Raw genomic sequence first — 14,348 nt, forward strand, 5'->3', positions numbered from 1 at the left:
GTGGGACGAGGGTGCGGGCGGTATGACGGGACGAGAGTGCGGGAGGCAGGCGAATTCACCCGCGGTCGTGGTGCGTGACGAGCCGACACGCCGAATTCATTTCAAAACTGTTGGCAATAACAATTCACCATGGCGCCGGCCGACCCGGTCCGAGGATTCCGACCGGAAGGTCTAGGGGTAGCGTGACCACGGCATGAGTTTGTTTTTGGCTCGGGGCGCGAATGATCTGTGACATGACTTGTGAAATGAGCGGTGGCCGGCGCCCCGGAGCGCGCAGGACCGCCTATGGCCTGGCATTCATGCTGATATGCGGAATGTGCTCGGCCGCCCCTGTCTCAGCCGGAACCTCGACGCCGGACTCGCCGCCCAACCCGGCCTCGCCCGGCCTTTTCACGCTGGAGGCAAGGAGCAGTTCGAGCCACTCCAATTTGCGCGGGAACTGGACCAGGCGGTCCTTCGACCTCAAGGTGCAGGTGCGGGGAGAGGGCACCGAAGCGACGACCATTATCGGGATCGGCCGGAGCGGAGCGGGACTGAAGCTGCTCACGCCCGTGGCTCGCGGTCCCTATGTGCTCCAGCCCGGAAAGATTGTGACTTTCAAACTCGGTTACGAGATCACCGACTGCGGCGATGTTCAGAAGGGAGAATGGTCGGTGCCGATCCATGTGCGGTCGGACGACGGAGACACGATCGTCTATTCTCCCCTGCGACTCTTCAACGTGGGCACGAGAGGGCCGGTCGAACTCCCCTGGCAGACCGCGCTGGCCGGTCAGGTCTGCTAGCCGTGGGAGCGGAGCGGAACGCGAGAGACGGGAGCGCTGTTCTCCCGCCGCGCCGATGACGGACGGCCGGAGAACAGCCGGGGTCCGGGTGGGGAAGAAAGATCTTCCCCACCCCGGGGCCACTTCCTGGAAGCGTCGGCGGTGCTTCTCCGCGTCTGCCGGCGCCCTTGGGTCCGCCTGGTGGAGGGAAGTCAGTCCCAGCGCCGCGCGTTGTCCGCGTTCAGCGCGCCACTGGTATCCGGTATGACGCAGAACAGCAGGCCCGCCGGGTCCCGCATGACCCACCAGCCGTTCGCTTGCCGTACTCGCTTGGCTCCCAGCCCTTCCAGCCGCGCGACCTCCGCCTCCAGGTCGTCGGTATGGATGTCCAGGTGTACCCGGCTCTCCCCCTCCCCGAGACGCTGGGTGAGCAGCCCGATCTCCTGACCGGGGAGCAGGGCGCCGTGGTAGTCCGGGTAGTGGGCGAACGGGGTCATCGTCTGGCCGGTCGCGGCCTGCCAGAACCCCACTTCCGCGTCATGGTCCGCCTCCGGCACATCGATCACGATCTTGTCGATCCTGCTGTGGTGCGGCACGTACGTCACCTTCCGGCTGGTGGGTCTGCGCAGACCGGATCATGCGTCACAGAACCGGCTACGTCACTGTAACGGCACGGGTTAACGGTCCGGCCGGGACCCCGGTACGCGGACCCCAACGGTTGAACGGTCCGGCCGGGACCCCGGTACGCGGACCCCAACGGTTGAACGGTCCGGCCGGGACCCCGGTACGCGGACCCCAACGGGTTAACGGTCCGGCCGGGACGTCGGCACGCGGACCCCAGGGGTGCTCGCCGCGCGCCGGATCCCCCGTCGCGGGTCATCCTGTCCCGGCACCCGGCACCCGGCACCCGGCACCCGGCCCCCGGCGGCGTTCCGCCCCACGGATTCCCCGGCTGACCCGTCCGCCGGGACAGAGGGTCCGCAGCACAGCAATCTGGAAGATCCCACCGCCCCCGGTGCGGGCCATGATGAGTTCTCGACGAACTCAGGAGCGCCGATGCGAACCGCACACCGGACCTGTCCTATCTGCGATGCCGTCTGCGGCCTGCGGCTCACGCTCGACGGTGCCGGACGTGTCACGTCGGTCAAGGGGGACCCGGACGACCCGTTCTCCAAGGGGTTCGTCTGCCCCAAGGGTGCGAGCCTGGGGCGCATCGACGAGGACCCCGACCGGCTGCGCGTCCCGATGATCCGCAAGGGCGGCGAGTGGCGCGAGGCCACCTGGGAGGAGGCCTTCCAGGCCGTCGACCAGGGGCTGAAGAACGTCATCGACACCTACGGCCGCCAGGCCCTGGCCGTCTACTTCGGCAATCCGACCTTTCACACCATGGCCGGCTTCATGTACCGGGTACCGCTCACCCAGTCACTCGGCACCCGCAACGTCTTCTCCGCCAGCACCATCGACCAGATACCGAAGCAGGTGGCCGGCGGTCTCATGCTCGGCGACCCGATGGCCATCGCGGTGCCCGACCTGGACCGCACCGACTACCTGCTGATCCTCGGGGCCAACCCGGTGGAGTCCAACGGCTCGCTCTGCGCCGCCCCTGACTTCCCCGGCCGCCTCAAGGCCCTGCGCGCGCGAGGCGGCAAGCTCGTGGTCGTCGACCCGCGCCGCACCAGGACCGCGGCCTTCGCCGACGAGCACCTGTTCGTACGGCCCGGCACCGACGCCTACCTGCTGCTCGGCATCGTGCACACCCTCCTCGCCGAGGATCTCACGGAGATCGATATCGAGGTGAACGGCCTGGAGGAGCTCCGGCGGCTGGCGGAGGAGTTCACCCCCCAGGCCACGGCGCGGGTGTGCGGGGTGCCGGCCGGGGAGATCGTACGGCTGGCGCGCGAGCTGGCCGCCGCCCCCACGGCCGCCGTCTACTCCCGCATCGGCACCTGTACCGCCGAGTTCGGCACCGTCGCGCAGTGGCTGGTCGACGTGGTCAACATCCTGACCGGCAACTTCGACCGCCCCGGCGGGGTCATGTTCACCAGGACCGCCGCCGTCGAGCTTTTCCGCACGGGGCAGCCGTACACGGCGGGAAACTGGCACAGCCGCGTCCGCGAGCTGCCGGAGGCGCTCGGCGAGCTGCCGGTGGCCACCCTCGCTGACGAGATCGAGACCCCGGGCGAGGGGCAGGTCAGGGCGTTGATCACGGTGGCGGGCAACCCGGTGCTGTCGGCGCCGAACGGGCCCCGGCTGGACCGGGCCTTCCGCGACCTGGACTTCATGGTCTGCGTGGACCCCTACCTGAACGAGACGACCAGCCACGCCGACGTCATCCTGCCGCCGCCGCGCATGCTGCAGATGCCGCACTACGATTTCCTGCTGCTGACCGTCACGGTGCGCAACTACGCCCGGTTCTCCCCGCCGATCCTGCCGCTGGAGCCGGGACAGCAGTCGGAGGCCGAGATCCTGGCGCGGCTGACGATGATCGTCTCCGGCCAGGGGGCGGACGCTGATCCGGCCATGCTCGACGAGATGATCCTCGACCAGGTGCTCCGCGGGGCCACCGAGATTCCGGGCTCACCGTTCGAGGGCAAGGAAGTGGCGGAGCTGCGCGCCGGGCTGGACGGCGACAGCGGGCCCGAGCTGATGCTGGACGCCATGCTCAGGCTCGGCCCCTACGGCCTGTCGCTGGCCGACCTGCGGGCCAACCCGCACGGCGTCGACCTGGGCGCGCTGGAGCCGCGGCTTGAGGAGTTGCTGTGCACGACCTCGGGCCGGGTGGAGCTGGCCCCGCAGCCGCTGGCTGAGGACGTCGGACGGCTGCGCGGGCGGCTGGCCGTACGGCCCGCGGAGATGGTGCTGATCGGGCGCCGCCAGCTGCGTTCCAACAACAGCTGGCTGCACAACGTGGGGCCGCTGGTGGGCGGGAGCAACCGGTGCACGCTGCAGATCAACCCCGACGACGTGACCAGGCTCGGGCTCGGCGGGCACGCCGTGATCCGCTCGGCCGCGGGCGAGCTGACCGTGCCGCTGGAGCCGACCGACACGATCATGCCGGGGGTGGTGAGCCTGCCCCACGGCTGGGGACACTCCGGGAGCGCGCAGCGGGTCGCGGCGGAGCACGCCGGGGTCAACGCCAATACGCTGACCGACGAGTCGGTGGTCGACGCCCTCTCCGGAAACGCCGTGTTCAACGGGGTTCCGGTCACGCTCAGCCCTTGTGAGGCGGGAGAGCTGTCCTCGGCGTCGGCCTGACGCCCGGCGGCCACGACGGCGCCAGAGCCGTGATGACCTGTCGGGACGCAGTCGTGGGTGCGGACAGGCTCGTCACGGAAGCGGCCGGCGAGCGGATCGGTGCCGGCCGGTACGGCGGGCCGGCTGGCGATCCAGGGCAAGTCCGAGGTCCAGGTCCCGGTCCTACCGGTTGACCTGGACCTTCTCCTGTGGAGCGAGTGACGGCATCTCCCACGACGCGGCCGCCGTACGATGCCCGGCTGCCGGACGCCCTACCGGTGTCCGGTGAGAGCGGGTGACGGCGTCAACGGGTGAACGCGCGTGGAGGTGGGCGGAGACGGATGGAAGCCGCCGGAGCAGCCTGCAACTGCCCGGAACCATCTGCAACCATCTGGTGCGATCCCGCACCGTCCGGAAGCCATCCCAAACCGTCCCGAACCATCCCGAACCGTCCGGAACCATCCGGGGCGGGCTGGAAGCGAGTGGAAATGGCGAAAGCGGCGGAAGCCGCTGCGGGATCGCTGCCCGCAGGGGCTTCCGCCGCCCTCCTCGACAGTCCTGCCACCGCGGAGACCGCGGTGCTTTCCGGGAAGCGGTGCTCACCGGAGAGACGGCAGGGGGAACGCGCCGTCGAACGTCAGGGGATGATCTCCATCTGCGCCATCATCCCGAGCGAGGAGTGCTCCAGGAAGTGGCAGTGGTAGACGTACCGTCCGAGGTAATCGGTGAAGGTCGCCTTCACCCGTACGGAGGTGCCTGCCGGGATGAGCACGGTGTCCTTGCGCCCCGCGTCGTCCAGCGAGGGCGGCTGACCGTCGCGGTCCAGCACCTGGAACTGCACGAGGTGCATGTGGAAGTTGTGGGGGAATCCGAACTGGCCGTCGCCGTTGGTGATCGTCCAGATCTCCGTGCTGCCCCGTTTGACCTGGAGGTCGGCCCGGTTCGGGTCGTACGTCTTGCCGTCGACCAGGCCCACGGGGGGGAAGGCCGCGATGTCGAAGCTCAGCGTCACGTTGCGGTTGACCGTCGCGGCCGGGAGAACGGGGAGCGCGCGGAGCAGGTCGGGCACCTGGCTGAAGTCCGACGCCTGCCGGACGACGTCGAACCGGAGCACCGGCGTGGCCCCGTCGGAGAGGACCAGCTGCGTGCCGACCGGGTAGCGCGAGAAGTCCACCACGATCTCCACCCGCTCGGCCGAGCTGAGCCGGATCGCGGTCCGGGACACCGGCGCGGGCAGCAGGCCGCCGTCGGAGGCGATCTGCGTCATCTCCTCACCGCCGAGGCTCAGGTTGAAGGTCCGCTCGGTGGCGCCGTTGAGCAGCCGGAAACGGTATTTGCGCGCGGCGACCGGGAAATACGGCTGGGGTTTGCCGTTGGCGAGGATGACGTTGCGTTCGGCTGGGTTTCCGCCGAAAAGCATGGCGCCGTCCGCGTCGAAAAGGGCGTCACGGATCATGATCGGTACGTCGTACTCCCCCCGGGGCAGCCGGAGGTTCCTCTCGCTGTCGTCGTCGATCAGATAGAAGCCGTGCAGGCCGCGGTAGACGTTCTCCGCCTCGGTGTGATGGCTGTGGTCGTGGTACCAGAGTGTCGCGCCCTGCTGCCTGTTCGGGTAGTTGTACCACCGCGCCTGCCCGGGCTGGATGAGCTCCATCGGATGGCCGTCGTTGTCCGCCTCGACGTGGCCGCCGTGCAGGTGCACGTTCGTCGGCCGGTTGAGAAGGTTGTTGTATCTGATCATCACTCGGCGCCCGGTCTTGGCCCGGATGGTGGGGCCCACCAACTGGTTGCCGTAGGTGAAGGTCGGGGTGCTGACGCCGGGGAGGACCTCGAGGTTCGTGTGCCGTATGTCGATCCGGTAGATGTCGACGTCGTTGGTCGACACCGTCGGCCTCAGCACCGGGGGTATGGGCATCCGCACGGCGAACGGCGTGGCGGTCAGCGCCGCTCCGACCCGTGCCGGCTGGATGCCGTGCTCGTGCGGGCGGAGGCCGGGCACGGCTGAGAAAGCGCTGCGGTCGTCGAGGAGCAGTCCTTTAACGCCCACCGCACCGCCAAGCGTCAGAGCGCCCACGGCCAGCATGTTCCGTCTGGTCAGCATCAGTTCCCCTATCGCTGCGTCGCATCGACTGAACCCTGTGACGTCCGGACCGGTAATCCGCGTCCGTTTTAAGGCCATACGGCCTTTCGTCGCGATCTGACCCGATTTACCCCGTTAACTGGTTGACCGCCAGACTGATCTTCGCATTGGCGTTTTCTGGCGTCTTCTTCCGTATTGCTATTTACATTTTCCGCCGTGCTCGACTGGTTCGCAGGCTATTCAGGAGTTCGAAGTCAATGCGGCCGGCCGGCGCGACCGGCTGCTCGCCGCCGACCCGCTGCCGGCACCGGCAGACCGACTGCGCCGGCGGATCCTCGGACTGACCGTCACGGCCGCCGCCGGCGAGATCACGCGTGTCGGGAAATAGGCGGTTTGATGACTACCCTGTCTTGCGAGGGAGCCTTGTCCATGTTTGGGATACTTCCCTTATGTCTCCCACACTCCTTGTCCTCGTCATCGCGTCCGTGTTGCTGGTCATCACGAACCTGCCCCGCTGGGACCGGAAGGCGTCGTACAGGGACGCGGACCACAAGGGCGTGGTCGTCTACTGGCGTCCCGGTTGCAAATACTGCATGAAGCTGCGCACGCGCCTGCGCTTCACACGGCTGCGCTACAGCGAGGTCAACATCTGGGGAGATCCCGAGGCGGCGGCGTTCGTCCGCTCGGTCGCGGACGGGAACGAGACCGTACCGACCGTGACCGTGGCCGGAAAGGCGATGGTGAACCCCTCGAAGGGCCGCCTGCTTGAAGCGGTCAGGACGCACGCCCCCCACCTGACGCCCGGCGCCGGGAGAGCCGCCGGAGAGCGTGACTGACAGAGCCGGCGTGACGTCCCGCGGCGTCGATGATCAGGTGGTGCCCGCGTGTGATCGTCGGGTGCGCGCCCATCGGTATGTCTGCTTCGCCCTTCGGGACGGACGGATGTCCGCGACGGCGACGATGCGCTGGGTGCTCATTCACATGATCGAGGAGACCGCCCGGCACGCCGGCCACATGGACATCGTGCGAGAGCTCCTCGACGGGGCGACCGGCGACTATCTCCGGGACTGACCTCGGGGACGGCGGTGCCGAGGATCTCGGCTCCCTGCTCATCCGGGGGAGCCCCGTCTGGATCAACAGGGCGGCCCCCCGTTCCCGGGGAGCCGCCCTGTGACGCCTGTGAGCCGCCGGGCTACGGGAGCCGGTCGAGGATCCAGGAGCAGAGCTCTTCGGTGATCCTGGTGTGCCCCTCGTTCTCGGACGCGAGCTTGAACTCGTCCAGCTCGCTGTCGTCGGGCGAGAGGCTGTCGATGTCGACGTACAGATCGTCGTGGGAGTCGATGTCCCTGATGGCGACGGCGCTGACCGCCGGGACGAAGCAGTGCGAGCGGATCGGGACCTCGACGCCGAAGCCGAGGTGGGCGAGCTCGTTGAGCGCGTCGGCGAGGATTCCGAAGCCCTCCAGCGTGCCGCCGGGGGCGCCGTCGATGTCGGGGAGGCCCGGAGCGTGGATCTCCGGCCGCTGCAGGGTCACGACCCGCAGCTTGGCGACCAGCGAGTCGCTGCCCGTCGGCTGGGTGCGCAGGTCGGTGCCGGTGATGGCCAGGCCCTTGCCCTTCAGGGCGCTCAGGCCGGGCTTCACGCCGTTGCCGGCGCCCGAACCGACGCCGTTGGCGACGCCGATCAGCCGGGGTACGCGCGGCCAGCCGCCGACGCGGTCCAGCTCGGTGAGGAACTCGGTCCGCTCCTTGTCGACGCCGGGTGAGTCGCGCCACTCCGCGATGTGCTGCGACAGCAGCTGGCGGGAGGCCGGGCTGTTCATCTGGTCCGAGAACCGGCTGTCGAGCGCGCGGATGTAGTGCGCGAACGCCTGGAGGGCGATGGGGATCCAGGCCCCGCGGTGCGGGCTGTCGTAGGACCAGTACAGCGCCGTCTGGTGGTCCATCCTCATGGTCTCCAGCTTGGCGAGGGCGTGCCGGGTGACCAGGCCGCCCATGCTGAAGCCGCCGACCGCGAGCGGATGGTCGCCCTGCCGCCGCGCGATCGCCTCGTGCACCGCCGCGGCGGCGGTCTCCGAGTTGTCCATGATCGACGCGCTGCGTTCGGTGAAACCGAGGAGGACGACGTCCCTGCCGCGCCGGCGCAGCTCGCTGAGGAGCGGGTACGCGCCGAACTCCAGGGCGTTCCAGGAGAAGTCAGGGTTGCTGGGCCCCGTGTTGAAGCCGTCCGCCATGATGACGGGCCGGGTCAGGCCGCTGTTGCCCTCGCCGTGGTACACCCAGGCGGTGCCGCCGGGCAGGTCCCACACGTCGCTGGGCGGCGGTGGGAGCTGGGTGGGGGGCTCCTGGGGGCCGGGAGCCAGAATGATGGGCGGCGCGGCCCGGAAGGCTGCCGCGATCTGCTGTTCGTTCTGTTCGCTCATGGTCATCCTCTTTGGCGTTGACGACTGAATGCATCTGTTTGATTACATACAGTAATCAACGACCGGACCGTGACGGTGCAGGCGCGTTCAGGGGCGCGCCGAGGCGGACGCCGTCTCCCGGTCCTTCCGGCAACGGACAGCGTGGCCGTCACCGGCCGCGGCCTGGAGGCCCGGTGGTAACCGCCGTGAAAGCACCGGAAGTGCCAGACATTCACATGCCCGCTGAGCACCACCGATCAGAGCCCGGTAAGGGCGTCGGAAGGGGATCGTAAGAGGCGTCCGGCACTGTGGATCTCGTCGGAAGCGATCCGCGGAACCCCGAGGGGAAACCAGATGAAGACCGCCGAGTACGAGATCGTCCGTGACTTCGCCGCGCGGCGCGAGCAGGTGTACGCCGCCTGGACCCAGCCGGAGCGCTTCGCCCGCTGGTTCGGCCCGCGCGTCTTCACCACCCCGGCCGACCGGGTCGTGCTGGACGTCCGCCCGGGCGGGGCCTGGCAGGCCACGCTGGTCGGCGAGGAGGGTTTCGAGGTCACGCTGCGGGGTGTCTACCGCGAGGTCGCCGGACCGGGACGGCTGGTCTTCACCACCGGCGACCCGGACGACCCCGGCGACGGGCCCGCCTCGGTGGCGACCCTCATGCTGGAGGAGCGCGAGGGCGGTACGACGATGCGTTTCCACCAGTCCGGGGTCAACACCGACGCCGAGCACGCCGAGCAGGCCAGGGCCGGCTGGCTGGAGTTCTTCGACCGGCTGGACGAGCACCTGGCGGTTCAGGCCACGTCGTCGAAGGTCAGCGCGCGGCCGTGAGCGTAGGCGACGGCGAACGCCTCCTCGCCCAGCGCGTCCACGGCCCCGGCGGTGATCCGCCGCACCTCGTCCTCCTCCCAGCGGGAGGCCGGGGTGCGGTGTGCCCGCCTGGCCTCGGCGGCCAGACCGAGCATCCGGGCGGACTCCCCGGGCGCCGAGACAGCGGCCAGACCCTCGACGGTGAACGCCGTCGTGCGGGGGTCGCCGACCTTCCGGGCGGCGGCGAACGCCTCCAGGAACAGCTCGCGCGCCCCCTCGGCGTCACCACGCGACCTGTGGACGAAGCCCAGCTCGGCCAGGACGCTGGGCAGGAACAGCGGGGGCTCGCCGTCGCGTGGGACGCCGTCGAGCAGGCGGCCGAGGTGCGTCTCGGCCAGCTCCAGCAGGCCGGCCCGGCGGGCGGCGTAGCAGTACCCCATCTCGGCGAAGATCTGTCCCTCCCGGTAGCCCTGCCCGGTGGCCAGGCGCAGCGCCTGCCCGCACTGTTCCATGGCCCGCTCGTAGTCGCCGGTGTTCATGGCGATCCAGCCCAGCCACGACAGCCGCCGCATGGCCTCCGGCCACAGTCCGAGCTCCTCGGCCATCCGCAGGCCTTCGGCGAACAGCGCGGTGGCCCGCCCGTAGTCGCCGCGGATCTCGGCCAGCCCGGCGAGCCACTCGGTGGCCTGCAGCCGGCCCCACTGGTCCCCCAGCTCCTGGAACACCTTGGCGCTCTCGCCGCCGTCGCGTTCCAGAGCCTCCAGGTCGCGCCGGGTGAAGGCGTCGCGGGCGTGCCTGCTCAGGGCCACCGCCACGCCCCAGCGGTCGCCGGTCTCGGAGAAGGCCGCGAGCGCGCTGTCGACCAGCGCCTGTGAGGACGCCAGGTCGTTCGTGCACAGCCCGACGAACAGCTCCGCCCTGGCCCGTTCGCCCGGCTCGGCGAGGTCCAGGGCAGGCTTCCAGTCGACGTCCTGTCCGAGCAGCAGGGCGAACCCCGCGTGCCAGGCCCGCGCCCGCGCCCGGTCGGCGGTTAACGCGTCGGGCTCGACGGCCAGCGCGGACTCCAGCGAGCGCAGCCCCTCGCCGAGCCGTCCGCGGAGGAACCAGTACCACGCCAGCGCGTTCACCAGCCGCAGGGCGTCGGCCGCCGGGGCGGCGTCGAGGGCGGCCCGCAGGTTCGCGGCCTCGGCGTCCAGCCGTCGCATCCAGCGCACCTGCTCGGGCCCCCGGAGGAACGACTCCGCCCGTACGGCCAGCGCCGTGTAGTGGTCGACGTGCGCCTGCCGTACCCGCGCGTTCTCTCCCGCGTCGTCCAGCCGGTTCAGGCAGTAGGCCGCCACCGACTCCAGGAGCCGGTACCGCACCCCCGACGGCCCGTCCACGACCGCCACCAGCGACCGGTCGACCAGCTGCGCCAGCACGTCGAGCACGTCGACGCCGGCCTCGGCGCACACCGCCTCGGCCGCCTCCAGCGTGCAGCCGTCGGCGTGCACGGCCAGGCGGCGCAGCACGACCCGCTCGGAGCCGGTGAGCAGCGTCCAGCTCCAGTCGATCATCGCCATCAGCGTCTGCTGGCGCGCCGGAGCCCCGCGCTGGAAGCCCGCCAGCAGCCGGAACCTGTCGTCCAGCCTGGCAACGAGCTCCTGGATGCCGAGTGCCCTGACCCTGGTCGCGGCCAGTTCCAGCGCCAGCGGGATGCCGTCCAGCCTGCGGCAGAGCTGCGCGACCGCCTCGGCGTTCCGGGCGTCGAGCGTGAACCCGCGGGCCGAAGCGGTCGCCCGTGCCATGAACAGCCGTACGGCGTCGGCCTTCGCCACGGTGAGCAGTTCGGACCCGTCGGGCAGCTCCAGCGCGGGCACGCTCCACAGTGACTCACCGGCCACGTTCAGCGGCTCGCGGCTGGTCGCCAGGATCCGCAGCCCCGGCGCCGAACGCAGCAGCGCCTCGGTCAGCTCGGCGGCCTGGTCCACCACGTGCTCGCAGTTGTCGAGCACCAGCAGCATCCGCCGGTCGCGCAGCGCGCCGACCAGCCGCGGCAGGACGCCCGCGGAGTCCTCGCGTATGTCGAGCGCGACGAGCACGGCCTCGGCCAGCGACGGCGTGTGCCGGTCGTGGGAGGCGAGCTCGACCAGCCACGCGCCGTCGGGATGCGCGCCCGTCACCTGCCGCGTCACCTCCAGCGCCAGGCTCGTCTTACCGACGCCTCCCGGACCGGTGAGGGTGACCAGCCGGCCCGTCTCCAGCAGGGCGCGCACCTCGGCCACCGCCTCGCCGCGCCCGATCAGCTCGCCGACCGCGGCGGGCACGTTCGTCGCCGGCCGCTCGGCCCTGCCGCTCAGCGCGGGATCCTGCCGCAGGATCCGCGCGTGCAGCTCGGCCAGTTCGGGCGACGGATCGAGCCCCAGCTCGTCGGCGAGCCGCTCCCGCAGCTCGGCGTAACAGGCCAGGGCCTCACTCTGCCGCCCGGCCCGGTACAGCGCCCGCATGTGTACGGCCCGCAACCGTTCCCTCAGCGGGTGCGCGGCCACGAGTCCGGCCACCTCGACGGGCTCCCCGGCCGCCAGCCGTACCTCCGCGTGCTCCTCGACGGCGGCCAGCCGCGCCTCCTCCAGGCGCGCGACCACCGGCCGCAGGAACGCGAGGTCGGCGAAATCCGCGTACGGGGTCCCCCGCCACAACGCCAGCGCCTCGGCCGGCTCCTTCTCGCGCACCAGCCGCGCGAAGCGGGCGGCGTCCACGGCGTCCGGGGCGGCCCGCAGCGCGTAGCCGGGAGCGCGCGAGACCACCAGGTCCTTCCCGCCCGGCTCGGCCGCCTCCAGCGCGCGGCGTAGCTGGGAGACCCGCACCTGCAGGGCCGCCACCGGGTTGGCGGGCGGTTCGTCACCCCACAGATCGTCGATCAGCCGGTCGGCGGACACCACCTGTCCCTCGTGGGCGAGCAGGTCGGCGAGCAGCGCGCGCACCTTCAGGCCGGGGATCGTCACGACCTGTCCCGTGTCGGTCCAGGCAGTCACCGGTCCCAGCACTCCAAAACGCATACGACCGACTTTAAGGGCACGAACTAGCCCTCGCCGTGCTCGCCGCGGTGACCCTCCGGCGTCGCCGGCGTCGCCGCCCCGGTCATCTCCGTCACGGCATGACCTCTCGCCGCGGACGCGGAGGCCCTCCCGGCTCGCGGACGCCGGCGCGGCCCGGAGGGACCCCCTCCGGGCCGCGCGTGTTCAGCCGATTACCTGGTCAGGACCATCAGCGTGAAAAAGCCGGTGTACTCGCAGTAGTAGGACAGGTATGTCCCCTTACTGCGCAGTTCCGCGCCCTTCGCCTTGCACTTCGCCTGGGTGGAGTAGTCGCCGTACTTGATCCATGAGGACGCGACGGTGACCGGGGCGCTCGACGCGCCGGCGCCGGTGGTCGCGGCTCCGGCGGGCGTCGCCAGCGCGGTTCCCGCGGTTGCCAGGGCGAGCGCCGCGAACGACGTCGCGGCCAGTCTGGCGAGCTTGGTGGACATATGAGTATCCCTTCGGGGTGGGAGGTCGGCCGTTCCGGCGGGGGCGGCGGACCGCCCTCGCCGGAACCATGATCATAATCACGCCGGCGGCTGAGGAGGGGGAATGATCACGATTGTTCCGCCGGGTCGGGCCCGGCCGGTCGGCCCGCCCGCCAGGTCCGCGGCCGTCCGCCCGTCAGGTCAGAGAACCGCGAGCGCCTTGGCCACGCCCGGGTCGCGCCCGGTGGCCAGGTCGAGGGCGGTCATGGGGGCGTAGTGGTCGACCGGCACGCCGATCGTGTCGATGATCTCGCGGGCGGGGCCGAGGTGCCGGACCTTGGGCAGCAGCAGGACGCTGCCGTCGTCGAGGAGGTACCCCTCGGCGGGGCCGGAGACGGCTCCGGCCGTGCGGGTCCCGATGAGGGTGCCCAGGCCGTTGCCCTTGACGGCCGCGCTGAAGTCCTCACAGGCCGAGGCGCACCCGCGGTCGGTGAGGACGACCAGGCGCAGGCCGAGCAGCGGGACACTGTCGTCGGTCCGGTTGGGCACGCAGTCGCCCTTGAGGGGGCAGAAATAGCTGGTGATCTTGCCGTGCGCGAACGCGCCGAGCAGTCGCGTCACCTCGCGAGGCGATCCGCCGCCGTTGCCGCGCAGGTCGAGGACCACCGCCTCCGGCTCGCCCCGCAGCTTGGCGATGACCTGGTCGGCGGCGCCCTCGTAGAATCCGGGCAGCTGGACGTACGCGACGCCGCCGGGGAGCGTCTTCGACGTCACCGCCGGAGGCTGCCGCGTGATGGGCCCCTCCCTGAGCTCGACGGTGCGGGTCCGTCCCGTCGTGGGGCGCTTGAGCGTGAGCCGTAGCTTGTCGGAGGCGAAGGCGTCGAGGAGGCCCTGGTTCACGGTGTCCCCGACGAACGCCGGCACGCCGTTGACCTTGACGACGATGTCGCCGGGCCTGATGTCGGCCTTGGCGGCGGGGCTGCCGGGCAGGACGCGGGTGATGAACAGCGGCGGCCGGGCCGCCGGGTCGAGCTGCGGGCCCTGCATGGCCGACGCGCCCACGATGCCCGTTCCGGTCGGCCCGCCCTCCCCCGGCGGGGCCGGCCTGTGCCAGCGGGCGTGGTTGTCGTGCAGTCCGGCGACCATGCCGGTGATCGCGGCGCGCAGCGCGGCGGGGTCGCCGGCGCCGAGGACCTTCGCGAAGGCGGCCCAGTCGGTGTCGCGGTTCCCGGTGAGGGCGGGCAGCCGGAGGTCGGCCCGGTCGGCGCCGTGCCGCATCAGGTCCCGGGTGTAGGCGGCGAAGGCGCTCTTCAGCAGCGCCGTCGAATCCATGTCCGGGCCGCTGTAGTAGTTGTCCAGCACGCAGAAGTACGCCTGCCGGAGCGTGTTCACCGAGGTCGGGGGCGCCGATTCCGGCGGTGGCGCCGTGATGACGGCGCACCCTTCGCCCGCGGTGGCGGCCGGCGCGGACGCCGTCTTCGGCTGGGGCGTCGGGACCGACGTGGCTGCGGACGCGGACGCGGACATGGAGCAGACCGTCACCAGGACGGCGGTGCAGAGAGTTTTGATCATGGC

10 protein-coding genes and 1 pseudogene are annotated in these 14,348 nt (G+C 70.9%); 5 read left to right on the plus strand and 6 right to left on the minus strand.

Translation table 11 applies throughout. The features are described from left to right. Positions 1–233 precede the first annotated feature (233 nt). Entirely contained in the window at positions 234–782 is a 549-nt protein-coding gene (locus tag CA984_RS45340) for a hypothetical protein (protein ID WP_133061583.1), read from the plus strand. 191 nt (positions 783–973) lie between these two features. Here CA984_RS45340 and CA984_RS09330 read toward each other — a convergent pair whose 3' ends face one another. Next, positions 974–1,357, minus strand: a complete 384-nt coding sequence (locus CA984_RS09330) for a VOC family protein (protein WP_086570368.1) — start codon at positions 1,355–1,357, stop codon at positions 974–976. A gap of 460 nt (positions 1,358–1,817) precedes the next feature. On the opposite strand from CA984_RS09330, the gene CA984_RS09335 reads away from it, so the two are divergent. Further along, positions 1,818–4,016 carry a molybdopterin-dependent oxidoreductase gene (locus CA984_RS09335; RefSeq protein ID WP_086570289.1) on the plus strand — a complete coding sequence of 733 codons (2,199 nt, stop codon included), beginning with the start codon at positions 1,818–1,820 and terminating at the stop codon, positions 4,014–4,016. A gap of 616 nt (positions 4,017–4,632) precedes the next feature. On the opposite strand, the gene CA984_RS09340 is transcribed toward CA984_RS09335, so the two are convergent. Continuing rightward, the gene (locus tag CA984_RS09340; protein ID WP_086570291.1) at positions 4,633–6,096 is read right to left on the minus strand and encodes a multicopper oxidase family protein; all 1,464 of its coding nucleotides are present in this window, start codon (positions 6,094–6,096) and stop codon (positions 4,633–4,635) included. A 428-nt stretch (positions 6,097–6,524) separates the two neighbouring features. Between CA984_RS09340 and CA984_RS09345 the strand changes: the two genes are divergently transcribed. Further along, positions 6,525–6,911, plus strand: coding sequence for a glutaredoxin domain-containing protein (locus tag CA984_RS09345; protein ID WP_086570294.1), 387 nt, complete (start codon positions 6,525–6,527; stop codon positions 6,909–6,911). A gap of 121 nt (positions 6,912–7,032) precedes the next feature. Beyond that, positions 7,033–7,146, plus strand: a pseudogene (locus CA984_RS09350) (mycothiol transferase); the annotation flags it as partial. A 121-nt stretch (positions 7,147–7,267) separates the two neighbouring features. On the opposite strand, the gene CA984_RS09355 reads toward CA984_RS09350, so the two are convergent. Continuing rightward, positions 7,268–8,497, minus strand: a complete 1,230-nt coding sequence (locus tag CA984_RS09355; RefSeq protein ID WP_086570295.1) for a lipase family protein — start codon at positions 8,495–8,497, stop codon at positions 7,268–7,270. A gap of 333 nt (positions 8,498–8,830) precedes the next feature. Between CA984_RS09355 and CA984_RS09360 the strand changes: the two genes are divergently transcribed. Beyond that, positions 8,831–9,307: an SRPBCC family protein gene (locus tag CA984_RS09360; RefSeq protein WP_086570297.1), complete on the plus strand. Its 477-nt coding sequence runs from the start codon at positions 8,831–8,833 to the stop codon at positions 9,305–9,307. On the opposite strand, the gene CA984_RS09365 is transcribed toward CA984_RS09360, so the two are convergent. The 3 genes from CA984_RS09365 to CA984_RS09375 form a co-directional block, all read right to left on the minus strand. Next, entirely contained in the window at positions 9,271–12,324 is a 3,054-nt protein-coding gene (locus CA984_RS09365) for an AfsR/SARP family transcriptional regulator (RefSeq protein WP_086570301.1), read from the minus strand. The two genes, CA984_RS09360 and CA984_RS09365, sit on opposite strands and share 37 nt — an antisense overlap. 191 nt (positions 12,325–12,515) lie before the next feature. Continuing rightward, positions 12,516–12,794 carry a hypothetical protein gene (locus CA984_RS09370; protein ID WP_086570303.1) on the minus strand — a complete coding sequence of 93 codons (279 nt, stop codon included), beginning with the start codon at positions 12,792–12,794 and terminating at the stop codon, positions 12,516–12,518. Positions 12,795–12,974: 180 nt separating this feature from the next. Then, a complete protein-coding gene (locus CA984_RS09375) occupies positions 12,975–14,345 on the minus strand; it encodes a S41 family peptidase (RefSeq protein WP_086570305.1) in 1,371 nt (456 codons plus the stop codon). Positions 14,346–14,348 lie beyond the last annotated feature (3 nt).

It is taken from the genome of Streptosporangium minutum (assembly GCF_002149035.1).
GTDB classification, from domain to species: domain Bacteria; phylum Actinomycetota; class Actinomycetes; order Streptosporangiales; family Streptosporangiaceae; genus Streptosporangium; species Streptosporangium minutum.

Bases quoted from the DNA above. Each gene is read 5' to 3' on its own strand.
- CA984_RS45340 (WP_133061583.1), top strand. From the start codon at position 234: ATGACTTGTGAAATGAGCGGTGGCCGGCGCCCCGGAGCGCGCAGGACC.
- CA984_RS09335 (WP_086570289.1), top strand. From the start codon at position 1,818: ATGCGAACCGCACACCGGACCTGTCCTATCTGCGATGCCGTCTGCGGC.
- CA984_RS09340 (WP_086570291.1), bottom strand. From the start codon at position 6,096: ATGCTGACCAGACGGAACATGCTGGCCGTGGGCGCTCTGACGCTTGGC.
- CA984_RS09345 (WP_086570294.1), top strand. From the start codon at position 6,525: ATGTCTCCCACACTCCTTGTCCTCGTCATCGCGTCCGTGTTGCTGGTC.
- CA984_RS09355 (WP_086570295.1), bottom strand. From the start codon at position 8,497: ATGAGCGAACAGAACGAACAGCAGATCGCGGCAGCCTTCCGGGCCGCG.
- CA984_RS09360 (WP_086570297.1), top strand. From the start codon at position 8,831: ATGAAGACCGCCGAGTACGAGATCGTCCGTGACTTCGCCGCGCGGCGC.
- CA984_RS09365 (WP_086570301.1), bottom strand. From the start codon at position 12,324: ATGCGTTTTGGAGTGCTGGGACCGGTGACTGCCTGGACCGACACGGGA.
- CA984_RS09370 (WP_086570303.1), bottom strand. From the start codon at position 12,794: ATGTCCACCAAGCTCGCCAGACTGGCCGCGACGTCGTTCGCGGCGCTC.
- CA984_RS09375 (WP_086570305.1), bottom strand. From the start codon at position 14,345: ATGATCAAAACTCTCTGCACCGCCGTCCTGGTGACGGTCTGCTCCATG.